General features: G+C 42.6%; 22 protein-coding genes. 18 read left to right on the top strand and 4 right to left on the bottom strand.

Annotated features, from left to right (window positions below; genetic code table 11):
- Positions 1–52 precede the first annotated feature (52 nt).
- The 7 genes from BMZ72_RS27165 (at position 53) to BMZ72_RS27135 (ending at position 5282) form a co-directional block, all read left to right on the top strand.
- Complete coding sequence (locus tag BMZ72_RS27165) at positions 53–412, top strand: DUF4260 domain-containing protein (RefSeq protein WP_089813002.1); 360 nt, start codon at positions 53–55, stop codon at positions 410–412.
- A 90-nt stretch (positions 413–502) separates the two neighbouring features.
- Complete coding sequence (locus tag BMZ72_RS27160) at positions 503–1405, top strand: DUF6985 domain-containing protein (RefSeq protein WP_089812999.1); 903 nt, start codon at positions 503–505, stop codon at positions 1403–1405.
- Positions 1406–1421: 16 nt separating this feature from the next.
- A complete protein-coding gene (locus BMZ72_RS27155) occupies positions 1422–2258 on the top strand; it encodes a helix-turn-helix domain-containing protein (RefSeq protein WP_089812997.1) in 837 nt (278 codons plus the stop codon).
- A gap of 11 nt (positions 2259–2269) precedes the next feature.
- Positions 2270–2710: a hypothetical protein gene (locus BMZ72_RS27150; protein WP_089812995.1), complete on the top strand. Its 441-nt coding sequence runs from the start codon at positions 2270–2272 to the stop codon at positions 2708–2710.
- A gap of 250 nt (positions 2711–2960) precedes the next feature.
- On the top strand, positions 2961–3401 hold the full coding sequence (locus tag BMZ72_RS27145; protein ID WP_089812993.1) for an SRPBCC family protein: 441 nt from the start codon (positions 2961–2963) through the stop codon (positions 3399–3401).
- 119 nt (positions 3402–3520) lie between these two features.
- Positions 3521–4315 (top strand): AraC family transcriptional regulator, encoded by a 795-nt coding sequence (locus tag BMZ72_RS27140; RefSeq protein WP_255373303.1) that lies wholly within the window; start codon positions 3521–3523, stop codon positions 4313–4315.
- A gap of 175 nt (positions 4316–4490) precedes the next feature.
- Positions 4491–5282, top strand: a complete 792-nt coding sequence (locus BMZ72_RS27135; protein WP_089812989.1) for an SDR family oxidoreductase — start codon at positions 4491–4493, stop codon at positions 5280–5282.
- A 126-nt stretch (positions 5283–5408) separates the two neighbouring features.
- Here BMZ72_RS27135 and BMZ72_RS27130 read toward each other — a convergent pair whose 3' ends face one another.
- The gene (locus BMZ72_RS27130; protein WP_143087799.1) at positions 5409–6143 is read right to left on the bottom strand and encodes a hypothetical protein; all 735 of its coding nucleotides are present in this window, start codon (positions 6141–6143) and stop codon (positions 5409–5411) included.
- 288 nt (positions 6144–6431) lie between these two features.
- Here BMZ72_RS27130 and BMZ72_RS27125 point away from each other — a divergent pair, with 288 nt between their 5' ends.
- On the top strand, positions 6432–8687 hold the full coding sequence (locus BMZ72_RS27125) for a hypothetical protein (RefSeq protein WP_089812985.1): 2256 nt from the start codon (positions 6432–6434) through the stop codon (positions 8685–8687).
- A 253-nt stretch (positions 8688–8940) separates the two neighbouring features.
- Complete coding sequence (locus BMZ72_RS27120; RefSeq protein ID WP_089812984.1) at positions 8941–9150, top strand: hypothetical protein; 210 nt, start codon at positions 8941–8943, stop codon at positions 9148–9150.
- A gap of 124 nt (positions 9151–9274) precedes the next feature.
- Here BMZ72_RS27120 and BMZ72_RS27115 read toward each other — a convergent pair whose 3' ends face one another.
- Both BMZ72_RS27115 and BMZ72_RS27110 read right to left on the bottom strand, forming a co-directional pair.
- Positions 9275–10177 (bottom strand): XAC2610-related protein, encoded by a 903-nt coding sequence (locus tag BMZ72_RS27115; protein WP_089812983.1) that lies wholly within the window; start codon positions 10175–10177, stop codon positions 9275–9277.
- Positions 10178–10313: 136 nt separating this feature from the next.
- Positions 10314–10661, bottom strand: coding sequence for an EthD domain-containing protein (locus BMZ72_RS27110; protein WP_089812981.1), 348 nt, complete (start codon positions 10659–10661; stop codon positions 10314–10316).
- Between the two features lie 108 nt (positions 10662–10769).
- Here BMZ72_RS27110 and BMZ72_RS27105 point away from each other — a divergent pair, with 108 nt between their 5' ends.
- The 9 genes from BMZ72_RS27105 to BMZ72_RS27065 all read left to right on the top strand — a co-directional run bounded on the left by BMZ72_RS27105 (position 10770) and on the right by BMZ72_RS27065 (position 25110).
- Positions 10770–11141, top strand: a complete 372-nt coding sequence (locus tag BMZ72_RS27105; RefSeq protein WP_089812979.1) for a winged helix-turn-helix transcriptional regulator — start codon at positions 10770–10772, stop codon at positions 11139–11141.
- Positions 11142–11156: 15 nt separating this feature from the next.
- Complete coding sequence (locus BMZ72_RS27100) at positions 11157–12791, top strand: serine hydrolase domain-containing protein (protein WP_177222945.1); 1635 nt, start codon at positions 11157–11159, stop codon at positions 12789–12791.
- Positions 12792–13004: 213 nt separating this feature from the next.
- Complete coding sequence (dapF, locus tag BMZ72_RS27095) at positions 13005–13871, top strand: diaminopimelate epimerase (protein WP_089812975.1); 867 nt, start codon at positions 13005–13007, stop codon at positions 13869–13871.
- A 473-nt stretch (positions 13872–14344) separates the two neighbouring features.
- Positions 14345–14926 carry an RNA polymerase sigma factor gene (locus tag BMZ72_RS27090; protein WP_089812973.1) on the top strand — a complete coding sequence of 194 codons (582 nt, stop codon included), beginning with the start codon at positions 14345–14347 and terminating at the stop codon, positions 14924–14926.
- A 77-nt stretch (positions 14927–15003) separates the two neighbouring features.
- Positions 15004–16107, top strand: a complete 1104-nt coding sequence (locus BMZ72_RS27085) for a FecR family protein (protein ID WP_089812971.1) — start codon at positions 15004–15006, stop codon at positions 16105–16107.
- Positions 16108–16327: 220 nt separating this feature from the next.
- Positions 16328–19714: a SusC/RagA family TonB-linked outer membrane protein gene (locus BMZ72_RS27080; RefSeq protein WP_218155290.1), complete on the top strand. Its 3387-nt coding sequence runs from the start codon at positions 16328–16330 to the stop codon at positions 19712–19714.
- Between the two features lie 10 nt (positions 19715–19724).
- Positions 19725–21110, top strand: a complete 1386-nt coding sequence (locus BMZ72_RS27075; protein WP_218155289.1) for a RagB/SusD family nutrient uptake outer membrane protein — start codon at positions 19725–19727, stop codon at positions 21108–21110.
- Positions 21111–21196: 86 nt separating this feature from the next.
- A complete protein-coding gene (locus BMZ72_RS27070; RefSeq protein WP_177222944.1) occupies positions 21197–22282 on the top strand; it encodes a TlpA disulfide reductase family protein in 1086 nt (361 codons plus the stop codon).
- Positions 22283–22302: 20 nt separating this feature from the next.
- Positions 22303–25110 carry a M16 family metallopeptidase gene (locus tag BMZ72_RS27065; RefSeq protein WP_089812964.1) on the top strand — a complete coding sequence of 936 codons (2808 nt, stop codon included), beginning with the start codon at positions 22303–22305 and terminating at the stop codon, positions 25108–25110.
- A 62-nt stretch (positions 25111–25172) separates the two neighbouring features.
- On the opposite strand, the gene BMZ72_RS27060 is transcribed toward BMZ72_RS27065, so the two are convergent.
- On the bottom strand, positions 25173–25607 hold the full coding sequence (locus tag BMZ72_RS27060) for a hypothetical protein (RefSeq protein WP_089812962.1): 435 nt from the start codon (positions 25605–25607) through the stop codon (positions 25173–25175).
- Positions 25608–25613: the final 6 nt, after the last annotated feature.

Below are 25613 nucleotides of genomic sequence, written 5' to 3'. Positions count from 1 at the left end.
TTTGTAAGGGGACCGGTGTTCGATCTTTGTGTTATCAAAAACATACAACACTATGAAATATCTCTTACAGGCAGAAGCCATCGTTCCTTTTATACTGTCAGTTGTTTTACTGAATCTGCTGCCTGTGCATTTTGCCTGGTGGGCCTGGATATTGCTGTTTTTGGCGCCGGATATGGGGATGATCGGATATGTCATTAATAATAAAGTTGGTGCATTTGTGTATAATCTCTTTCATCATCAGTTGGTGGCTGTTACTGTCTGGGGTATCGGGTTGTTACTTCAGCAGCCATATGTGGAAATGGCGGGGCTTATTTTATTGGGACATAGTAGTCTGGACAGACTATTGGGCTACGGTCTGAAACGCTCAGAAGGATTTAAGTTTACCCATCTCGGCGTCATGGGACAAAAGTAAAAGGTATACCTATTAAAGTATTGTTATCTTCGGTTTGTAATTATCCAATACCTGTACCGGCACAGCATGTGCAGTTTACCGAAGGGACATATGAAAGCATCTACCTACATTCAACACATCCAATTCAACAAGGTCCGGCTGTTTCACAGAAAGTATCAATACCATGAATCATATATCCTTGATAAAGGTGAACGATCTGAATGGGTGAGATCGTCTGATGAAAAGTTGTTGATTAACTCAATACTGGATCATAATGGAGATATTAACCCCTCTTTTGTTGAAATTACAACACCTGTTGATGTACAGCAGATTCAGTCAGTGTTTGACATAGCGTCTGTCAGGTATTTTCCCGGAGGTAAGTATCCCTGTTTTGATGCGGCTATTATTTTCGCGCAGGATAGTCAGGTAGTTGGAGGGATTGATGTAGATTTCCGGAACAGAATAGCCAGAACAACGGAGAATGATATAGTACCTGTTTCACACGAAGAAATGGATGCGCTTCTCAACCTGTACGCATCGCTGGGTGTCAGGAAGTCTGATCACTATTTGCCGCCATCCATCGCAACAAATGGTTATTGGATGCATTATAGGTTCCCTTTTGAATTCTTTTACAATGCGGCATTTAACACATTTGAAGCGGGTATCAATACCACTTTGATGTGTGTTAATTTTAAACTTGCCAGACTGGATGTAGAATCTATAGATAATCGTATCACAAAAGAGCAGATCTCCAGGGTACATGAAATGGAATCGCAAAGTCATAGATTGAATGCTTTGTTAAAAGCGTATTTGTGGGAGCTTTATCAGCTGCATAAACCCGATTATGAGCTTCCTGAGTTAACAGATGCGGAACAGTTATATTTTTTTGTGGAAGTGAGTTCTATTTATGTACCTGATAAAGAAGAAGGTCCTATTAGTATCAGTTTCAGGACCTGGGATGAAGAACACGGTTGTACAGTTCAATACAGGAATGGAGAGCTAAAATTTGAATAATCCGTAATTTCCCAGAATGAGTGTTACCGAATTTTTACCAGGCATCGGCTGGCGTGAGCATATCGCTGCCTATTGGGTGCGAAAGATGGAGCCAGGTACCGGCATTGCCGGCAGGAGGATCTATGCCGATGGTTGCGCCGACCTGATTTGTAATGCGGGAGAAAACACTGTTTATTTTTATCCGCTGGAGGGTGAACAGACAGCAATTCCCTTACACCCCGGACGATTATATCTGGGTGGAACAATGACGGCCTATGGAGTGCTTAAAACTGATGCGCCGTGTTTATTGACAGGTATTCGCTTCTTGCCAGGTGGTTTTTATACGTTATTCTCCCAGGACATGCAACCGGTGGTTGATGCCGTCATGGAATTTCCGGAAGAGGGATTGCGTACATTGATGCAGCATGCAGAACAGCTGGATGTAAGATTAAACCAATGGCTGGGTGACCGGTCAGGTCCTGAGGTGTTGCAAAATGTGGGGAAATATGATTTTCTGTTGTTACGCAGGCGAATGTATGATTCAGGGGGTCAGGTGTCTGTGGATGCATTGGCAGAGGAGATGCATGTAAGTAACAGGACATTGGAACGTATTTTCAAAAAGAATGTGGGTATTCCTCCTAAGGAATTTCTGCGTATTGTTCGCTTTCAGGAGGTATTGAAGCGTTTGCAGCATGAAGCGGAAAAGAATGCGTTAACAAGAGTGCCGGGAGAGAGTCTTCTGCGTATTGCGTTCGAGCTTGGTTACTATGATCACGCACATCTCACCAATGAGTTTAAAAAGTATGCAGGTATTCTTCCTTCTGAATTGTCGCATTTTTACAAAACAGGAATATCCTACGGGCAGTACTTTTGACCTTAAAAAAGATGGTCATTATTATTACAGGGTTGATAGCTGGTAGCCTGGATTTCCTTGCAGCGATATTACTCTTCGTTTCCCGTAGCAAGCAGAAGCCTGCTATATTGCTGAGATATATTACCAGTGCTGCTTTAGGCCCCAGGGCATTCAGCGGCGGTACACAAATGGCGTTGCTCGGACTTTGTTTTCATTATCTTATAGCTTTATGCTGGACAGCATTGTATTTTATTGTTTTCCCGAAATTGTTTCCCTGTGATACGATGGTGCTTACAAATGCGGTCATTTACGGACTCTTTGTATGGGTGATCATGAACCTGGTGATACTTCCGCTTTCGAAAGCCGAACCGCGGCCATTTTCGGCCTTATTTGCACTTGTTAATATTGCTATACTGATCATTGCGATCGGATTGCCTTGTGCCTATGCTGCGAAGCATTATCCTTTGTTCTGATCCGGATGCTAAGTGATTGATGTATGTTCTGCTATATGAGAGATGTTTTTAAATAATAGCAGGGATTATTAATTTTTAACTATAATCGACATTATCCTGGCCTTTTGTTTGTATAGTAGCCAGGCGGAGAATGTACTGTCTATCAGAGCGAACTCAACGAGTGTATTGGAGGTAATTATGTACTCCGTTCGGAAACAAAGATTTAAATTAGTGCGTTCTCCTTATTGTCACTATGTCAAAAAATAAGGTTATGACTACCAGATTACCAGTACAGGCCGTTGCCACCGCTTTGTTCTCTGTATCTCCTGAACGTGTTTTTGATGCATTTCTCAGTACGGAAATGGTGGGAAAGTTTATGTTTGGTCCGCAATTGCGTGATGAAGAGATTGTCAGTCTGAGCAATGAACCGTGGGAGGGAGGTAGTTTCTCTTATCTTGTTCGCCGGGATGGGCAATTGATCAATCATATCGGCAAATATGTGGAGATCGCATATCCGCGGCGCCTGGTATTCACCTGGCAGGTGGAAGAGGAGGGTGCTGACAGCTCAGATGTGATAATAGAAATAGCACCCATCATTGACGGGTGTGAACTTACGCTTACCCATGAGATGTCCCGAAAATGGGGGAGTTTCGTAGAACAATCCAGGATTGCCTGGGGTAAGATGTTGGATAAGCTCACGGAGATACTGTAATAAAGCGGGATTTTACTCATGTGGCGTCTCTTTTTGTCAGGGGCTTGATGTACCTTCGGAGGCGAACATGGCCATCAATGAAGAATTCCCGTAATATTCCTTTGCATACTTTACCGGCATTGCAGTTTCTGGCATCCGATCAAAGTACGGCATTTGGGGAACACTGGCCCAGTCACCGGATCGACTTTTATGCGATTGTCTGGTTTACTGAGGATAGTGGTGTTCATTTTATTGATTTTGAATCTTACCCTATCAGAGAAAATATGGTTTATCTGATAGGAAGAAATCAGGTACATTCCATTCCATCTGAGGTCTTGCCAAAGGCAAAGACGATTGTTTTCTCCACATCGTTCTTTCATCGTATAGAAGAGCCGTTTCTCAGGCAACTATTTTTGCCCTTTGCAAATGATGGGATACTCATTCCCGGTCAAATGAAGGAAGCGTTAACAAATTTGTTTAGTCTGATTGTGCTCGAAAATAAGGGGCAGAATGACCATACGTTGTTGTTGAAGTATACAAGCGCCTTTTTGTGGCAGCTTTACCGTTTTGCTAATCATCAGCGATCCATTACAGCAGGAGAAGATAGCCGCATTATAAAATTGTTTCAGCTGCTGGAAAAACATTATACGGAAGAAAGATCTGCCGGTTTTTATGCACAGCAGATTGGATTAACTCCAAAAAGGATCAATGAAATCCTTCGGGAAAGAACAGGGATGACCATTAGTCAGCTGTTATACCAGCTTTTGCTTATTGAAGCAAAACGTGAATTGTTTCATGGCAGATTACCTATTAAAGAAATTGCCTATCAACTTGGTTTTGGTGACCAGTCTTATTTCGCACGATTCTTTAAAAAGCAAACAGGAATCACCCCCGAGGAATTCAGGGAGAAGGAAAGCCTGTCTTTTCGTGTATAATCACAACAAATCCATCATGTTCAGATTGTGCTAATGCATGTACAGATTGTGCTGCATTTAGAACTGTTTTTCCGGGAACTTAGAGCTACAGGCAGCGGTTCCCCGGGAGCGGGTAATAGCTGATCTGATCAGCCGTATGACGGCTTTGGTTTTCACACATTAAAAACATAGATAGATGGGACGTTTAAAAGATAAGGCGATTGTTATTACAGGAGCGGCTATGGGGCTTGGTTATGCGGCAGCATTAGAGGCAGCAAAGAATGGAGCGAAATTATCTCTTGTGGATTATAATGGGGAATCGCTGGAAAAAGCGAAGGCAGTGATCCAGGAACAGTACCCGGATACAAAAATCATTACGCTGGTGGCAGATGTTTCTGATGAAGCAGCTGTGAAAAAGTATGTAGATGAGACCGTGAAAGCGTTTGGTACGATCGATGGATTTTATAATAATGCGGGTATTGAGGGAAGACAGGCGCCGTTGATTGAGTATGACCTGGAAGTATTCAAAAAAGTCGTGGATATTAACCTGATGGGTGTTTATTATGGCCTGCGGTATGTGATTCCTGTGATGCAGCAACAAGGATATGGGAGGATTGTGAATGTTGCTTCGGTAGGTGGTATCAGAGGTGTGATGAATCAGACACCTTATGTGGCTACTAAACATGCTGTGGCTGGTATTACAAAAAATGCTTCTCTGGAATATGGCAGATACGGGATACTGACGAATGCGATTGCTCCTGGTGCTATTCTAACACCAATGGTAGCAGAGGCCTTTAAGCAGGTAAATCCGGCAGATCCAAAGAAAGCGGAAGCAGAATATGCACAGGCGAATCCAACGAAAAGACTTGGTTTGCCGGAGGAAGTAGGAAAGTTGGTTGTATTCCTGCTGAGTGATGATTGTAGTTATGTTAATGGTCAGACTATCGCAATTGACGGCGGACAGTCCAACAGCTACGGAAATGTTTAGGCAGATAATATTTTTATAGAACAGTGATTTTTTCTGGAGGGAGATGCGATGTGCATCAAAATAAAACCTGCTCATAGAGCAGGTTTTTGTTTTGATACATTTATAAAATCATCCAGGCTGAATGGCTTATTCAACGGTACATTTCACGTTTGTCTTACCGTTGCAGGTTGCACTCATGGTCAGACCGGATACACCAAATTCAAACTGAAACTGGATGTTTGAGTCAGACTGTTCTGCTATCTTTTTATTGATATCGTATATCATTGTTCCAGTACCTGTACCAGCCCCGTTTCCTTTGCTATCGTTCTGTGTGATACTCATGTCCATAGTAATATTCTGTTTCAGATCGAATATTGCTTTATGGTCTTTGATCTCTTTCAGTATATATTTTGTAACGAGCATCATTTTCATTTCCGCCTGTGGAATCGGGAGGTTCATCGGCACTTCCATATCGAAAGAATCGCCGATCTTTAATTCTTCTGCAGGGAACTTAATACTTTGCTGGAGGTTGTTCACCATTTGCCGCATTGATATTTTCAGCGCATCATCCAGTTCTCCTTTGATGGTGTCAATGGAAATTTTTCCATCTCCTATTGTGGTACCTTCAATAACTGCGTTTGCAAAAGGGTTTTCGTTTTGAGCACTTTCCTGACCACTAACAGACTGTGTCATACTCATCTGGTCGAAAGTCATAGTCAATGGTGTTTTTTTATCTGCCCGCTGTTGACCGGTCTTCGTTGTAGTCCCGAAGTGCTGGTCCATATGCATTAAGATAGGGAGCTGCATGCCACTGGCACTTAACTGTTTTATAATAGCTGAATCGCCTTTAACCGTCATTTCCATATCCATGATGGTATTCATATGGGTTTTGTAGGTTTTGCCGGGATCCATTGAAATCTTAAGTAAAACTTTATTCTGAGCGGATGCGAGCTGGGTTATGCTACCAAGGAGTAACAACAAAAGCAATCGATAGTAATTCATTTCTAAATTGGATTTTCCCAAAGATGAAGAATTTTTGAGAAAATCTCTGTTAAGCTATGGATATAGGTGGGAAGCCTTATAAAAAGCTAGTTGTTACAGCTGTTTTTATTATAATGTAGTGTGAAAATTTAATATATTGGCGGCGTTATAACCATCACCTCAAATACAATGGAAAAACCCGTACACATTCCCGAAGGAGCAGTTTACAATGAACAGGACAAAGAATGGCTCCTCGGAGAGACAAATGAAAAAGACCAAAGAATAGGCCTCTGGAGAAGATGGCACCAACAAGGATATCTTTGGGTAACAATTGAATATGGCGATGGCGCTCCGCCATACCACGTACAGCGTTTTCACGCCGACGGTACACTGGCAGAAGAAAGCAACTGGTATGGAGGGGCAAAATTTCTGGGGACCGTTCGTATCATAAAAAGCGATCACCCTACGATTGAACCATTCCCTCCCGGTGGCGCAGATAAAGCCGCAAACGTATGGATAGCAGAGTTTGATTATGTAGATGAAGCTATTTACGAGGCGCAACGATATTTTGACAGACAACGTAATCCCGTTAGTTCTGATGGCGATCCGCTGCCTGAAAGGCCGGCAACTGTGCCAGCACGTGCCCATTTTGTGAGAAATCAATTTGGGGCAGCATATTGGGTAATGGGTACTGTAGATATCCGTAGAGCTGGTTTTATCGGCGAATATTTTGAATGGGACCTGGATGGAAACTATATTACAAAAAGACAGTATAGTACAGCCGGTGCAGTCATTGAAAATCATGAGTATACTGATGGGAAGCTCTATCGTTCTAACGAGTACAATCAACCCGAGCAGCAGGACCTGAATACTACCTATTACTATACAAATGTGGATACGCCGGTAGTGAAAAGCCGTACTGTTTACCGGAAAAATAAGAAAGATGTAGAAGAGATCTTTTTTGATAAGACCGGGCAGCAGCTCTATTCGACACGTAAAGAAGATCTGTCGGAATTTCATAAGCGGAGGTATTACAATGGAGCACTGGTATGTGAAGCGTTTTTATGTGAAGAAGATGACACCTTCCCGGCCAGTGTAAAGTATTATGCAGCAGGAGGTCAGACCCTCATTGACCTTACAGCTATAGACAATGATAATGCTATATGGCGCTTGTATGATGAGACAGGGAAGGAACTGCGGCAGATAACGGTAGCAAAGGACGATGATGAACGCTATAAACTGACAAAGTGGAATGCATTTATGCCTGTATCGGCTGACTACAGCACAAAAACAAACAATACTGACTGGGAGATTATTGTCGCAAAATTCAACCGGTACTATGACCAGTTTAATACCAGTCAGCGGTTACAGGAGCTGGAAGTTCCAGCCTATCTGCAGACTGAACTGGATAAAATAGACTGGGAGACGATCGGTACAGCTATGGGCGGCGGCAGTAAATTACCGCTTGGTATTAAAGGGTTACTCTCCGAAGATGAGGCGATCGTAAAGATGAGTAACAGGATTATCTGGATGGAGATAGAGCATCAGGAAAGTGTATATGAATCTACCTATAAGGTATCGGTTATACTGGCGCGTATGGTGCCGCATTATGACCATTTACCGGAGGTACAGATGCGTTTGTGCAGGCATTTATATGATGTTCTTGATCTGACCTATATCAGTGAGGATGAAGATCTGTATGAAGAGTTGATCCATACCATTAAGCCACTTGAAAGCCGTCTGCTGCAAATGGCAGTTAGCGACGAACAGGATACATCCCGTATGGCCAAGTATATACTGGCTTATACCGGTAGCACAGCAACAGAGGCATTCCTGATGGCTGAATGGCAAAATACTGAACACATCAGTGAGCGAAGAGGATACGCCGTTTATTCATTATCTGATTTTTATGCACTCAGACAGGAAAGTGATAAGTTGATCGATACTTTTGCTACCGCTTTCGCTACTGAACCGAATGCTTTTGTTCGCTTTGTTATGGCGGCGCAACTGACATTGCTGAAAAGAAAGGATGCGCAGGATGTCTGGTTGTCAGAGTTGCTGCAGGCATTGACAAATCATGAAGCTATTGAAGAGGATTATGGTAATATGATTCCTTTCATCGGTGGTATTTATGATATAAAGGAATATATCCTGATCGTATTGCGTAAATCCCGTCCGGAGACCCTGGAAAATAATATAGAACCGATGATTGCTGCCTTGCCTACGTTGAACTGGCAGCAACAGCTCACTTACCTCCGGACAATATTCGCTGTATTGTTTAAGAATGAGGATGCGCTGGAGGACATAACGCCTATAAGAAAGAAAGCCTTGCTGGCAGCAGCAGATGCGGTGGCACAAGATCCTGGTTTTATTAACCGTAAAGAGGTTTTTGACGCTTATGGTGTGCCGCATGATGTGTATAAGCTCAGGCAGCTGGCACAATAGTAGGGTTATTTATTGTTCCTGATAAAGCATTAAAAACAGGCAAACGCCGGAGGTATTATATCTCCGGCGTTTGTATTATGGTTTTCTTAAGATTAATTGGACGCAATAGTGCGGGGGGATTATCTGAAATAGCAGATTGAGGGAAAAACCGAGATATGGAACATAAACTACATGTCTGACAGAAGGATAATTTGGATTCAAATAAAACCTTGTAAATCAATCGGGATGTCTGATTTTACGTTATATTTATAGTATGTCTAAATTCAAAGATGTTGTTGTAACGCTTTCTAAAAAGCACCCCGAAACCGGCGAACCAGCACAAGCCGGACATTCCTTCGTTATTGGAACTTTAGGTAAAAAGACAGGTTTTTACGAGATTGAAACAGCGCAATTGAATAAATTCAAAAACGAGGATCTGCAGCAGGAGCTTTTCAAGTTGTTACACCCGCAGACTCATCACTAACTGATGAAATAAGGTTTTATGGATTACTGCTGCCAATGACCTCATTGGAGTAGGGTTAATGTGCATACGCAGGACTATCTGTGGTGATAATATACTTATGCCGAATGGTTTGCTGTCATGTTAGTTAGTCAAGTATGTGAACATTTTTAAAATTTCTTAGATCTTCCCAATTCCCCTGTACCGTGGTCTTATCTCCCGCCATAATATATACATGGCCATTCATCTTTACCAGTACGCGAGAGGGTGAAATTTCATAGATAACATTGTCGTTCTTAAATGTTATCACTTTGTTTTTGATGGTAAAGTCGCCCTGGTTTCGCGGATAGTACATTTCAATATGCTCATCATTAGTGAGGAAAGCATAATAAAGTGTGGAATCATAGTCAACGAAAACCACCTGTTTTTTATTATTTGCCAATGAGAATGAGTAAAGCTTATCTCCCTGAAAATATCGCTCTTCTGTCTCAGATTTTTTTCCTTTGTTATACTTTGTTGTCGTTACTGTATATAGGAAAGGGGTTTCTATATTGTTATAATAATGCATCACAGATGCCATTTCAACCAGTTTGTTATCTACTATCGCAAATTCCGATTCAAGTGAACAGCAGTTACTTAACAGCTTTGTCTTCAGGCGTTGTCGCTGTGTATCTATTTCAATAGGTTCGCAATGTTGATTAATCAGGTCGGACAGGGCGTCATGATAATTAAATTTGTCCTCTTGCCAGAGATAAATATTGTAGCTGTTGCCTTCGTTACAATTGGAAGGGCCGGTATAAATCGCAAGGTCCTTATGACCATCGAAGTTATAGTCCTGATATATGAACAGGTGATTTGTATCAAAAGACGGAGGTTTTTCTATTGATTCATGTATCAGGGGAGACTGGTCTTTGGAGTAAACAGTAATGTCTATATAATCAGTAAGATCATTACTTTTTTTTATTTCCAGGTGATAGTGATCGCTGATAGGGATTACTTGTCCGGCAACGGAGCAAGAGAGGAATAACAGGATAATAGTTGCTTTTATCATAAAATAGGGGTGAAATCCTGTCTGTAATATAATTGATTTTAAATATTTATTGACCCGGCCATGTAGTAAGAATATACAGATAAGTAGGCCGGGATATTATCTCCGGCCTGCCTATTCTTTGGTGTTTTAGTGATTATCATGTCGTTACGTCGATCATTACTTTTTCATCGCTCACCAAACTCACCACGTCGTTTAAATTGATAAAATTACTTTCATCAGGATGGACTTTTATCTTATAATTTTCACTGGAGAAAAATGTGTTAAAATCTTCCATCGAAGAGAAGTAGATATCTGTAATGCCGTCATATTGAGGCACCGGAAATCCAGCTATTTCAGTCGGATGAGATACCACATATTTTTTGACGTACTTTTGAGATTCTGGAATAGACATAAATAGTGGAGCATGATGCTGCCGATGATAGTTAATGAATGCTTCTTTACTCATTCCATCAGTCCGGCGGATTAAAAATGTGAACTTCAACATATTCTTTATTTTAGATGCAAAGCTATTTGCAAGCTGTTCGACTGACAATACCGGACAATTTTATGCGGGTATTTTTACTAATGCCTCTTTTACCTAATTTTTAATTGCATGTATAAGAAAAAGACACCTATTCAAACAAATTGTGGTTTACATTTCTTCAAGGAATTATTGAATGGTAAATGGAAACTGATGCTTATTTATTATGTGTCTCAGGGATTTCAGCGCCCCAGTGAATTGCAGCAACAAATCCAGCATGGTGATCGCCGTGTTTTGGATAAGCAGTTAGGAGAGTTGGTTAATCATGGATTTTTGGAAAAACAGGTGTATAATACCAAAGTGCCTAAAGTTGAATATAAGTTGACTAAATTGGGTAATGACCTGGTTCCGCTTATAATAGTGATGGAAAAATGGGGAGAGGAGCACAGAGCGGATCTTGAAAAGGGATTGAAGAATGATCCTAAATTCATGGATGTTTTGTAAACGTTGCTTTTTATATTGGCTGGTTTTAGAACTTTTTTATTCAGTGTACTGCTTTTGGTTTTACAAAATGTAAAAGCACAAACATGGGGTGATTTTAGAACGGAAGTTGATCAATACGCTCAATGGCTGAATTTACCTACGCTTGCGGTAGGTATCGCCAGAGGTGATAGTTTGATTTTCTTTCATAGTATTGGTTCGGCGGCAACAGATACCAATGTGCCTATCACCCCTGATCATATGTTTGGTATTGCTTCTCTGACTAAATCCTTTACTTCGGTTGTGATGCAAGAGCTGGAGGAAAAAGGAAGCTTTGCGCTCACTGATCCGGTGGACAAATTTCCTAACAAATACTTTACAAAAGATCGCTGGACCAGGCAAACGACTCTTGCACATATTCTTAGTCAGACCTCGGAAAGCAGACCTGAGGGCACTAACTTTATCTATAATGGCGGCAAATACAATGTTGTGTTTAATGCTTTTGCAGCCCTCAATCCTCCGGCAGATACTGAAAGCATGACGCGTCCTTTTACCAAAGAAGTGGAGCGTGGGATTCTGCAACCCCTGAAGATGACACATACACTTGTGAGGTATGCTGAATCGGAACATGCAGCACTAAAAAAATATCTGGTGCCTTCTTATCGTTTTGATCATATATTTCAGCGATTTATTGTCCAACCCATGGACATAACAAAAATGGAGTGCGGACCAGGATATGGCATGATGAGCAGTATGGCAGACCTGGTTAAATACTCCGGTGGATTGGATGCAGCGATACTCATCTCAAAACAGCGGTATCAGAAAATAACAGGTCCTTTTTATCCTGGTAGTCCATATGGCCTGGGGTGGTTTACGTGTAATTTTGAAGGTATTGATTTGAATTGGGCATATGGTTATGGAAATGCGGATGCTGCATTATTGCTTAAAGTGCCTTCGAAGAACCTGACCTTGATTTTGCTTTCAAGCTGTGACATACCCTCTGCATCGACAAGACTAGGTTATGGTAACCCACTTAATTCACCGCTTGTTTGTTCTTTTATCCGAAATTTTATTTTACCCCGATCCAATTCCGTTCAGTTTGTCAGGAACTTAAAAAGTATAGAGGAGCACATTTTAAGCCAGGTAAAGACAAGCCATTCCAGGATATATATCGAAGCCGCTTTTGCAGGCGCAACTGTAAGCCTGTTTAGTCCGATGACAACAGCCGTACAAAAGTCGGAAGGTTTGCACCTGTTGAAATTCTTAATTAAACATTTTCCAGCAGATACTATCTGGCAAAGTCCTACCGCCTTTGATTTGATCGCTACGCTGGAAGATCGTGCTGTTTCGCGTTTTGCAGCTACAATTTCCCAAGCCCTTGTACGTGCCGGACAGCCTTTGCATCCGGCAACATTGTTTTACGCAGGCGTAATACAGGAAAAGCTACAGCACACAGCGGAGGCCATTAAGTTTTTTACCAGGCTTGCGCAGGGAGATGCTTATGATGAGCAGGGGTATAAGTTCGATGCATTAATGAAGCTGGCCAGGTATTTTCAGACATCGAACCCTACATTGTCCAAACAGTATCTGGGAAATCTAATGCGGTATAAAGAGTACATTAATGCCCAGGATGACCAGTATAAAGAAGCGAAAGCGTTAATGTCGAAGTTATAATGGGTTTTACAAAAAAATCGGATCATTACCAAGCAAGATGGAGATATCCGCTCCCGGTGAGGTTGATTGCGCTACATATTTTATTTAATGCCGCATGTAAATGCCATATATTTATATCTTTGAACCGGCAATGAAGGCGTGCTTTTTCAATGGCTTATTGGTCGTTAGCTTGCCCGTTTTAGTTATTTATCCAGGAAGTAAATTAATTAGTAAATGCAGAAGAATTCTTTTGTTAAGATCCATGGACTTGGTAATGAGTATATTGTAATTGATAGTCAAAATATTGGATTTGAGCTTACTACAGCGGCTATTCGGAGAATCTGTAATGTTAATTTTGGTATAGGCTCAGACGGTGTGCTGGTATTGGGTGGGTCTGAAACGGCAGATATTGGTTTGCGTATATTTAATCCCGATGGGTCTGAGGCGGAGAAAAGTGGTAATGGGTTAAGGATTTTCTGTAAGTATGTTTTTGATTACGGAGTAGTTACTAAAACAGCGTTTACTGTCGAAACGAAGGGTGGTATAGTAAGTGCGCAAATAGCACAGACAAGAAACCAGCGTGCGCATACGGTTACCGTAGAAATGGGAAAGGCTATTTTTGATGCAGCGTTGATACCTACGAAATTTGCATCAGAGCAGGTCGATGATACACTTATTTCAATAGAGGGTAAGTCGTTTTATGTGAATTGTGTTTCAGTCGGTAATCCACATTGCGTCGTACTCAAGGATGATTTAGTCATCGAAGAGATTAAGCATTATGGACCATTATTGGAGAACTATGAGATGTTTCCCAACCGGATCAATGTGCAGTTTGCGAAGGTGATCAACCGAAGTGAAGTTGAGATATTAATATGGGAAAGAGGCGCTGGCTTCACATTGGCTTCCGGCACCTCTTCCTGTGCAGTGGCAAGTGTATTGCGAAAAAAGGGGCTTATCGACGAACGCGTTACGATAAAGATGTTAGGAGGGACCCTGCAGATCACTGTTGATGATCTTTATAGGATCACGATGACAGGTGAAGTAAGGGAAATCTGTACCGGTGTGCTTAGCGACGAATTAATCGAGGACTTTAACAGTTAAATATATGCAGGTGATCGCACCATATTTATATGTTTTTATTGATCCGATGTTTTAAGATCAAGCAATGTCCAGTTAAGTTGTGATGCCCAGTCACCACCGTTGTATTTCAGTTTTGCTACATAATGCATTCTGATTATTGCTCCGAAGCTATTTTGGGCGTCAACATAGCTTTTTACGATGTATATGCCGTCGCCCTGTTATTCTGAGGTGAAATCCAGCATTGGGAAGTCTGCTGATCCGGGAGCTTTCTCCAGCTGAACATTCTTAAATGCTCATCCCTTCCCCAAATATAGATGAACCCTCCAATCGATACAGGGATAATGCAATTGAAAGCTACAGGTTTCATGTCCTATGGCGATATTATTATATGTATTGATCCTCAATTTGGAATGGTATTAATTGTATCTAAATAATTCTTAACATTTAACAATGATTTTTTATTTTGTTAACTTTATAGAAACAATTTTGCCGTTGTGAATGTATATCAGCAATTTACAGATCAGCAATTAGCGGACTTACTTAAGTCGGGGGACCAGCAGGCATATATTGAGATTTATAACCGATATATTTTCGTCTTACTGAACCATACTTATAATAAGACGGGTAATCGTGAAGAGGCAAAGGATATCGTACACGAAGTGTTTGCGAAACTTTGGGCCAACAGGGAACAGCTGCAGATCATGAGTAGTCTTGCGGGCTTCCTTTATACGTCTGCCCGTAACATTGTATTAAATCAGATTACGCATAAGAAGATAGAAGAGAAATACTTTAATTCCATTCAGCAATTTCTTGAACAACCTCAAACTATTACGGACCATCGGGTCCGGGAAAATCAATTGATTGCGCTCATTGAAAAAGAGATTGCCGCATTACCCCCTAAAATGCGTGAGGTCTTCGAACTCAGCCGTAAACAGCATCTTAGTCATAAAGAAATAGCCGAAAAACTGGATATTTCGGAGCAAACTGTCAGTAAACACGTCACCAATGCCCTGAAGATACTTCGTATTAAACTGGGCTTTTTCGCTTATCTGCTGTGGATCATCTACCCTAAATAAATTTTTTTTCATTTTACTTACCTGTTCCGCTTTAGTTAATTGTCATTCTAATATTAAGGAGACAATATCCTACTCTTATGCAGGAACAAGAACTTAAAGACCTTTTAGCAAGAATACATAACGGAACAGCTACCGATGCGGAAAGAGCCTTTCTGGAGACCTGGTATCTTCAATACCAGGAGCAACATCCTGCCGAGTACTCATCAGCCGAACTCGTAGAAGATGCAGATGCAGTCTGGGCAAGATTACAGCCGGCGATCATTCCTGCTAAACACAGCAGGCTCTGGCCACGGATAGCGGTGGCAGCTTCTGCATTAGCGGTGTTAAGTGTCAGTGCATGGTTGTTGCTCGATAGGAAAAATCAACCTGATCAGGCGGACAGGGATGTTGCCCCTTTCTCTGCTATGGCCATTCTGAAAACCGGCGGTAAGATCATTCTTCTGGACAGTACGGCCAATGGTAAGATCGAGCAGACCCAGGTAACGAAATCTTCAGGAGAGCAGCTGGCTTATGATGCTACGAATGGGGGATTCACTGCTGTCTATGATACAATAGAGATCCCTGCGGGGGGAAGGCCTTATACCGTAAAGCTCTCTGATGGCACCAGGATTACGTTGAATGCGGCCACTACCTTGCGCTATCCGGAGGCTTTTTCTAAAAACAGGAAAGAAGAGATTGAATTAATCAGTGGAGAGATATATGCAGAAGTGACGCACAATGCAGCTGCTCCGCTACAAATTAAAACCCCGGGACAGCTCATTACAGATATTGGCACTACATTCAACATTACTGCCTATACCGATGATCCTGACGCCCGTACAACGTTGATCGAAGGGGCTGTAAAAGTAAATGCTGCCGGACATGAAACGACTTTGTCGCCAGGTAGCCAGGCGATCTTCACAGGAGAGCGTCTTACGGAATCGAACGCTGATCTGACCCAGGCAACCGCATGGAAAGATGGGCTGTTCCGTTTCAATGGCGAATCCATCGATGCTATTATGCGTCAGATTTCCCGCTGGTATAATATAGAAGTCAAATATGAAGGGACAATCACCAATGAAGTTTTCTATGGCCGTGTGGCCCGTTCGCGCAACATCAGTGAGGTGTTGCGGATTTTAGAACGATCGGATAAAGTATACTTCAAAATAGAAGGAAGAAGGGTAACAGTATTAAGTAAATGATGAATCAACCAAATACCTGAAAAAAAACATCCCGGCGCCAACCAGGATGTAAGAAGGTCAACCAAAACGTTTAACATTTTAGAACCGCGCTCAGCCTCAGCCATCTTCGAAAATGCAAGGCAAAGCGCATTAAACCAACTTTGAACAAATGTACAATTTTTTCCCTGGAAATTCGGGGCGGGTGCGTTCGTGCCCCGCTGCCCGCAAACTCCTGCTGATCATGAAGCTTACCATTCTCCTATTGGCCACGGTCATGTTGCATGTAAGTGCGTCTTCCTTAGCACAGAAGGTCACGCTGACGGAAAAGAACGCGCCGTTGGTGGATGTATTTAATCACATCAGTAATCAGACCGGGTATGACTTTTTATTTACCGGTAGCGATCTTAAAAACGCGAAGCCAATTTCGATCAATATAAAGAACGTTGATCTGAATGACGTACTGGTCAGGATATTTGAAGGACAGCCATTGAATTATACGATAGAGAACAAGTCTGTTGTGGTGACCATAAAACGACCATCCATGATGGACCAGTTAACCGATCAGTTGAAGACAGCCCTTAAAGTACCTGCAAACATTGGCGGAACTGTAACTGATACATTGGGTAATCCTTTGGTGGGTGCATCTGTAGGGATAAAGGGAATAGCTTTTTCCGCGCAAACCGATAGTAAAGGGAATTTCAATATTCCGAATGTACCACAGGGAAAATATACGTTGGTAGCCACTTATATTGGGTATGAAAAATCGGAGGTCACCATTGTTAATAATGGCGCCGACCTGCGTATAGGGTTTATGTTGCGCCGGGGTACTTCTCAACTGGACCAGGTACAGGTGATCGCTTACGGGACAGCATTCAGACGTTACAATATCAGCTCAATGGCCACTGTTACTGCTGAAGATATCGAAAAACAGCCCGTCACCAATCCGCTGCTTGCCCTTCAGGGACAGGTGCCTGGATTGGCCGTCACTGCCACCAGTGGCATACCAGGATCGAAGGTGTTGGTACAGATCAGGGGACAAAATACATTGAATCTCAACCCTACGAATATCCCTTCCAAGCCTTATGATCAGCCTTTATTTATTATTGATGGTGTTCCGTTCGCTTCACAGAACAACAATGTCAATCAGTTTGCTTCCCTTGTGGCTGCACAATCCAATCCGGGCGGTGTTGCGCAGAGCGTTGGTCTCAGCCCTTTTAATAATATCTCTCCTGCGGATATCGAAAGTATCAGCATTCTGAAAGATGCTGCTGCCATCTCCATTTATGGGACTCAGGGCTCTAATGGTGTGATCCTGATCACCACAAAAAAGGGAAAACCCGGGCCTACTACTTTTAACCTGAATGTAAACACTGGTTTCAATTCAGTGGGTCGTCCCGTTAAGATGTTAAATACGGAGCAATACCTGCAATTGAGAAAAGATGCTTTTGCGGCAGACCAGCTTACGCCCAGTAGTAATCCAACCGATTATCTTGCTTATGCGCCTGATCTGACAATTTTTGATCAGCATAAATATACGAACTGGCAGAAAGTGATCTATGGACGTAATACCAGTAATGTAGATGTGCATGGAAGTCTTTCCGGTGGTTCTGCTAACAATACTTTTCTCATTTCAACCGGCTATAACAGGTCGAACTATAATTATCCGGGTGATTTTTCTGATCAGCGATATACCCTCCACAGCAATGTGACGCACCGGTCAAAAGATTACCGTCTTACAGTGGGTTTGACAACTGATTTTGGATATGAACAAAATAATTCCGCAGGATTTGGCGGTGCGAATGATGTAGTGTTACAACCTAATCTGCCGGATTTGCGGACTCCTTCCGGTAGCTTAAACTGGAATTATCAGGGGGTGGATTTGACTTCGTATCAGTTTTATAGTTCACTGAAGCAACCCACTCATCTGGAGAATTATAATTTCAATGCCGCATTCAATATATCTTACAAAGTGTTGAATGGTTTAACGATCAGTACGAATATCGGTTATAACCGGAACAATACGAATGAGCATTCCATAGAGCCAGGTGTGTCGCAGAATCCTTCGCGTATCAACAGACAGGCTAACTTTTCCACGAACAATTTTCAAACGATCAATATAGAGCCACAAATTAACTACAACAGGAATATAGGGAAAGGTAGTTTAAGTGTCTTGGTGGGTTCTACTTATAAAAAGAATACAAGCAATTCAAGTTATGTAACCGGACAGGGATATTCAAACGATAACTTTCTGGGATCAATTAATGGCGCTCCGATCGTAAACGCCATGGATGACGCTAATATTTACAGGTACAGTGCAGGTTTTGCCCGGTTGAACTATATCTATGATAATGAATTTATTTTTGATTTAACGGGGCGTCGGGATGGTTCCAGCAATTTTGGTCCGGGGAACCAGTTTGGTAATTTTGGTTCTGTCGGTGCTGGCTGGATCTTTTCTCAGCGGGAAATATTCAAAAAGATCGCGTCTGTATTCAGTTATGGTAAAATATCCGGTAGCTATGGTACTTCCGGGTCTGATGGTATAAAGGCATATCAATACCAGGCCTTATACAAGGGTTTCCCGCCTTATTTACCCAATTTCCAGGGGATCAATCCAAGTTATCCGGCAAACCTTTATAATCCTGATTATAGCTGGGCATTGAAAAAATCGTTGAATATATCTCTGGACCTTGGCTTTTTTGACAATCATCTTTTATTCAACACGACTTACTACAGAAACAGGGAAGGCGATCAGCTGGTAGATTATCCTCTGCCGATACAGGTTGGTTTGCCATCAGTATTGGGTAATTTGAATGCGACCGTTCAGAATAAGGGTTTTGAGTTCTCTATCAATTCTACTAATATTCAAAGAAAGAATTTTTCCTGGAGAAGTAATTTCAATATTTCATTCAACCGCAACAAACTGCTGGCATTCCCGGACCTGGCAAGTTCTTCTTATGCGAATGTGTATGAAATTGGTCAGCCAACGTCTATCGTCTATGGATACAGATATAAGGGCGTGAACGCGAAGACCGGTCTTTTTGAATTTTATGCCAAAGACGGAACTGTTACTTCCAATCCGATCTACGGGCCAGCTTCTACTGGTGGAGACCAGGTGCCTGTCGCCAATCAGGAGATCAAATATATGGGTGGCTTCGGGAACACGTTCACCTGGAAGCAGTTCAGCCTCTATGTTTTTTGTCAGTTTGCCAGTCAGAATGCGCCTAATTATCTGGCTGAAATATATAATGATAACCAACTGGGTTTTGCATATAATCAGCCTGTGGCCGTATTGGATAATTACTGGAAAGAGGCTGGTGATGTGAAACAGTTACAACGTCTGGGAAGCAGCTATAGTTCTGCTGCGATCGGCACCGCGCTGAAGTTTTCTCAATCGAGCGGCATTTATGGCGATGATACCTATCTGCGTGTGAAAACGTTTTCATTTTCGTACCAGTTACCCACTGCTTTTCTGAATAAGGCGCATATGAAAGGAGCAGGTATTTTCGTGAACGCGCAAAACCTGTTAACGTTTACAAACTATAAAGTAGGTGATCCTGAAACGCCGGGTTCATTCTCTAATTTCCCTGTACAACGTATCCTGGCATTTGGTTTAAATCTCAAACTTTAAGAAAATGATCATGCAGTTTAATATAAATAAAGTAATGATCAGTATGCTGATGGCTGCTGCTTCATTCACGTCCTGTAAAAAACTGATTACAATTCCAGAGACCCCACCTTCGTCCATAACGCAGCAACAACAATTTGCGGACAGTGCAACTGCCATCACAGCTGTTGCCGGTGTGTATGCGTATAACGTAGGAAATGGTTTTGCCTACAGCAGCGGTGAATTGACTACTTCCTGTGGCCTTTCATCTGATGAATTGTCGTACAACTATACAGATGACATGTTACAGTTCTACAGCTATAACCTTACCCCTTTGAACAATGGTATTATCAGTTTGTGGAGATATCCTTATCAAAGTATTTATCAGGTAAATGCGGTGCTGAATGGTATTAGCGGTAATGGTAATTTATCTGCCGGTTTCCGGCAACAGATTACGGGCGAAATGGAAGTGGTGCGTGCGTTGTATTATTTCAATATGGTCAATCTGTTTGGCGGCGTACCACTGGTAACTTCTATCTCCTATAAGGAGACACAGCGCCTGCCCAGGTCTTCTGCTGATGCCATTTATAACCAAGTGATAGCAGACCTCACGGATGCAAGAGGAAAGCTGACTGCCAGCTATCCATCAGCAAGACGGGCGCGTCCTAACGTATATACGGCTATTGCATTGCTTGCCAAGGTGAATTTATACCTGAACAACTGGCAAAGCGCCTACAATGAAGCCGATTCAGTGATTAAATCAGGTTTGTATGATCTGACGAACACGCCGCTGGCAGGCGTATTTCTCAGTGGTAGTCAGGAGGCCATATGGCAGATTCCCGGCAATCAGGGGTATTATGGTGTATCAGATGCACAGCATTTTGTTCCGAATTATCAGGGCGCTATTCCCAACTACATATTAACGACGTCTTTATTAACTTCTTTTGAAACCGGAGATAAACGTATGCAGTACTGGGTGGGCGTAACAACTGTAAACGGTACGACCATGTATTATCCGTATAAATACAAAAATGTATCGGCAGGCAGCACACCTACTGAGGATCAGATGGTCCTTAGACTGGCTGAGATGTATCTGATCAGAGCTGAAGCTGCTGCACATCTGAACCATCTTTCGGAAGCCCTGGCGGACGTAAATATCATACGGGCCAGAGCCGGATTAACTGAGAGTACTGCTGATCCGGCGTCGCAAGAGGCTGTGTTGAGTGCTGTGATGCACGAGCGCCAGATAGAGCTTTTTTGTGAATGGGCCAACCGCTGGTATGATCTGAAGAGGACCGGCACAGCCCAGACCGTACTGGATGCCGTAAAGACGGGTTTTAGCGCGAATGCTGCGTTATATCCTATTCCGCAGGCTCAGATACAGTTGAATAACTTATTGACCCAGAATCCGGGGTACTAAGCGTCCTTTTACTGACAATCATTCTTTTACAGGGTATGTTATATACCCTGTGGAGAGACCTTTATTTACACAAATCAAAATGTTATATGAAAAGAAAGCATTTATTAAGCGGTGTGCTGCTTATTTCATTGTCTTCATGCAGCTTGATAGCTGAAGCGCAGAATACAATACTTTCCGGTCAACTGAAAGGCTTATCCGGAGCAAACGTTGAAATCAGCTACAGGAAGAATGGTGTGCAGAAAACTGATACCGTTGCCGCTGTGAATGATATGTTCGTCTGGAAGGGTAATTTGAATGAACCGCAGTTGATTGGGATGACAATAAACCATAATGGTAATTTCTTCTATATAGAGCCGGGACATATTACGATCAGTGGTACAAAAGATTCTTCGGATTCGTTTGTCATAAAAGGCTCGCGGACGCAGGATGATGCGCATACTGTGGGGATGTCTCTTGAAAAATTATCAGCACAGCAAAATCTGTTACGGGCCGGATTTAAAGATGGATCAGCAACGGATAAAGCTGTATTAGATAAACAACTGAGTGATCTTCAGCTACAAAAGGAAAATGTGATCAGTCAATTTATTGCCAGTCATCCCAAAAGTTTTTACAGTCTGTGTCTGCTCGAACAGCGTATGTCATTTTCTACCGGGTACAATGAGTTGAAGCCTGTATATGACAAGCTTGATAAGTCGCTAAAACAGACTGACCTGGGTAAGAAGCTTGCGCAGACACTGGACTTATTGAAAAAAAGCCGGTTGGGAAAACAGATGCCGGATTTTGTACAGCGGGATACCAGTGGTGCTTCGATACGCTTTAACAGTTTCAGAGGAAAATATGTACTGGTGGATTTCTGGGCGAGCTGGTGCGGACCCTGTCGCGCAGAAAATCCTAATGTGCTGAAAGCTTATACTGCCTTTAAAGATAAAGGATTTACTGTCGTAGGCGTTTCACTGGATGACAAGGCCGCCAACTGGAAAAAGGCGATCCGCGATGATAAAATGCCCTGGACACAACTATCAGATCTGAAAGGATGGAAGAATGAGGTGTCTGCTGATTTTGGCATAGAATCTATCCCCAGTAATCTGCTGATTGATCCGTCAGGAAAGATCGTGGCAAAGAATCTCAGAGGCGATATGCTTGTGAATAAGCTGAAAGAGTTATTGAATTGATCATTCCTGAATAGAAAAAAATGAATATAAACTTTCGTATCACGTCGCTGACAATACTGGTGTGTACATCTCTTGCATCGTTTGCACAAACGTCTTCCAGACAGCCGAAAGCGCTGTCACTTGATCCGGCAGTACGTACCGGTAAATTATCTAATGGTTTTACTTATCATATCCGTCATAATGAAGAGCCTAAAAACCGGGTGATATTTTACCTGGCTACCAAAGCAGGCTCAATATTAGAAACAGATGAACAGCGCGGTCTTGCCCATTTTATGGAGCATATGAGTTTTAATGGGACCGCGCATTTCCCTAAAAATGAACTGGTAGATTATCTGCAGAAATCGGGTGTGAAGTTTGGCGCTGATCTGAATGCGTATACCAGTTTTGATGAGACAGTGTATCAGTTACCACTGCCATCTGATCAACCGGCATTGTTGCAGGGAGGATTGCAGATCATGCGTGACTGGGCCCATGAAGCTATACTGGACACGTTGGAGATCAATAAGGAACGTGGTGTTATACTTGAAGAAAAACGCCTGGGAAAAGGAGCTGGCCAACGGATGCGGGATGTGTATTTCCCTTTATTGTTGAATCACTCCCGTTATGCGGAGCGTCTTCCTATTGGTGTGGATACTGTATTGAATCATTTCAGGCCCGCTGTTCTAAAGGATTTTTATCAGGATTGGTATCGTCCTGATCTACAGGCGCTCATTGTAGTAGGTGATGTCAACGTGGATGAAATGGAGAAAAGCATTAAAGCGAAATTCGGTGATCTGAAGAATCCTGTGAAGGAAAAAGTACGCACTATTTATAGTGTTCCGCTGACAGGCAGGAATCAGTTCATTACTGTGACGGACCCGGAAAATAAATCCACTTTCGCTGAGGTCCTGATCAAACATCGTGAAGAAAAATTAAGTAGCGCTGCGGACTATCGTAACTCAATTATCCGTTCGCTATTCAACGACATGCTTAGCGCACGTTATGAAGAAATACTAAGACAGTCGGCTCCGCCTTATATTAACGGTGGTGGCGGTATCAGCAACTTTCTGAATAGTCTGGACGTCTACTCTGCAGTTGTAACAGCGAGACCAGGTGAATTGGAGCAGGGGCTGAAAGCATTATGGCGTGAAACTATAAGGGTAAAGCGATTTGGGTTTACTGCACCTGAACTGGAACGCGCAAAAAAGGGTTACCTGAATGTGATGGAATTCAATTTTAAAGAGCAGGGAAAAATTGCTTCCAACAGATATGTAAATGAATATCTGCAATACTTTTTAAAAGGCGTTGCTGCGCCAGGGATCGCGGAAGAATACCGGTTGACGCAAAGTTATCTGCCTACCATCAGTGTGAAGGAATTTGATGCGATTTCTAAAGAATATATCCGGTCAGTGGATCGGGATATATTAATCACGGCGCCAGAGAAGGAAAAGGCGGCTTTGCCTGACAGGCTTACTGTGGAAAAATGGTTGGCACAGGTGGAAGCAGAATCATTGCAACCATATAAAGACGAGGTAAGTAGTCTGCCGTTATTGTCGCATGTACCTGTAGCAGGTAAAATCGTTAAAGAGGAAAATGATGAGACGCTGCAGATCACTATGCTGACACTCAGTAATGGGGTTAAGGTGTTGCTAAAGCCGACGGATTTTCAGAATGAACAGATCATGTTCAATGGTTCTGCACCCGGGGGTAGTTCTTTGTATAGCGATGCTGATTTTGCCTCTGCCGCTTTTGCTTCTGCCGTTACAAGCATCGCAGGGGTTGGCAACTATAATGCGACCGAACTGAGGAAATATCTTAGTGATAAGCAAGCAGGAGTAGGGGTACAGATCAGTGAGCATTATCAGAGTATCAGTGGCGGCACGGTCATGAAAGATATGGAGACGGCGATGCAACTGGTATATGCCAATTTTACTGCGCCTCGTATAGATAAGGCGTTATTTGAGGGGTTTGTCAGCCGTAATAAGGCTAATCTTGCCAACCGGGCCAATGATCCCAATAGTGTCTTCAGCGATTCCGTTAACGCCGTCTGGAATCAGGGTAGTATGCGCCGTGCTGGTCTGTCAGTCAAGATGCTGGATCAGATCAATCCGGAGCGTTCGCTTGAAATCTACAAAGAGCTTTTCTCAGATGCCTCCAATTTTACGTTTATTTTTATTGGCAGTTTTAAGATAGATGAACTGAAACCGTTGCTGGAAAAATATCTCGGTGGATTACCTGCCACGCATCAGGAAGCACATTATAAAGACCTGGGTATACATCCGCCTGAAGGTCGGATTGAAAAGGCAATTTATAAGGGTACAGCAGCGAAAGCTACGGTCAACCTGGCTTTCTCAGGTCGTTTTGATTACAGTGCAGCCGAGAAAGTACAACTGGATGCCCTGAAGGAAGTGTTGCAGATCAGGCTCATAGAGCGCCTGCGCGAAGATGAAAGTGGTGTATATAGTCCCGGTGTGGGGCAATCTGTAACGAAAGACCCGGATGCACGTTACATGTTTACTATTTCATTTGGTTGTGCGCCGCAGAATGTTGACAAACTGATCGCGTCGGTATTGGATGAGGTAAATAAATTAAAAGTATCCGGACCTCCGCAGGTGAATGTCGATAAATATAAAGCAGAGTATCGGCGTACGCACGAGACCGAGCTGAAATCGAATCTATGGTGGTTTGATTATCTGGTGACCGGTTTGCAGAATCAGGCTGATTTGCATGAACTGAATAGCTATGAGCGTGATCTGGAGCAGGTGAGTCCGGCGAGTTTGAAGGTGCTGGCAGGCAAGTATCTGAGCGGTGAGAATTTTATAAGAATGGTGTTGTTGCCGGAAAAGTAAAAAAGGGTTGAGTGGAGTGATGAATACAGCGGCATTATCTTTAGGGATAATGCCGTGTGTCTTCAATTTCTTTCCTCAACGCTGATGTCCTCTATTTGATAAGAATTGTCAAGCTGGCAATATATATCCATATCCGGATACTCTTTTTTAGCTTCAAAAATGATAAGCACAATATTGTCAGGAAAGAAACACAGTCGTTCGACGAGCAGTGACGTTTCAAGATCAGCATAATCGCTCTCTGAAACCTGATAACCAGCACCACCATAAGCAGCATCGGTCAGTTCTTTGGCGATTTGTTTTTTTAGTATTTCAAAAGTCGCGGCGTTTAATCCTGTTGCCCAGCTGGTCGCGGTTGATATTAGCTCGGCAAAATCAGACGGTTCGGGGTGATCATGCTCTTCCAGATCGAATTCGGCGACAACTTTTAGAGACTCCGGCAGATTGAGATATCCAACCATGCGCCCGTCGTTTAATTGTAGATCATTGAATACTTCCATCTAGTT

The organism is Chitinophaga sp. YR627 (assembly GCF_900114995.1).
Classification (GTDB): Bacteria; Bacteroidota; Bacteroidia; order Chitinophagales; family Chitinophagaceae; genus Chitinophaga.
This window is presented reverse-complemented; position numbering and strand designations above follow the sequence as displayed.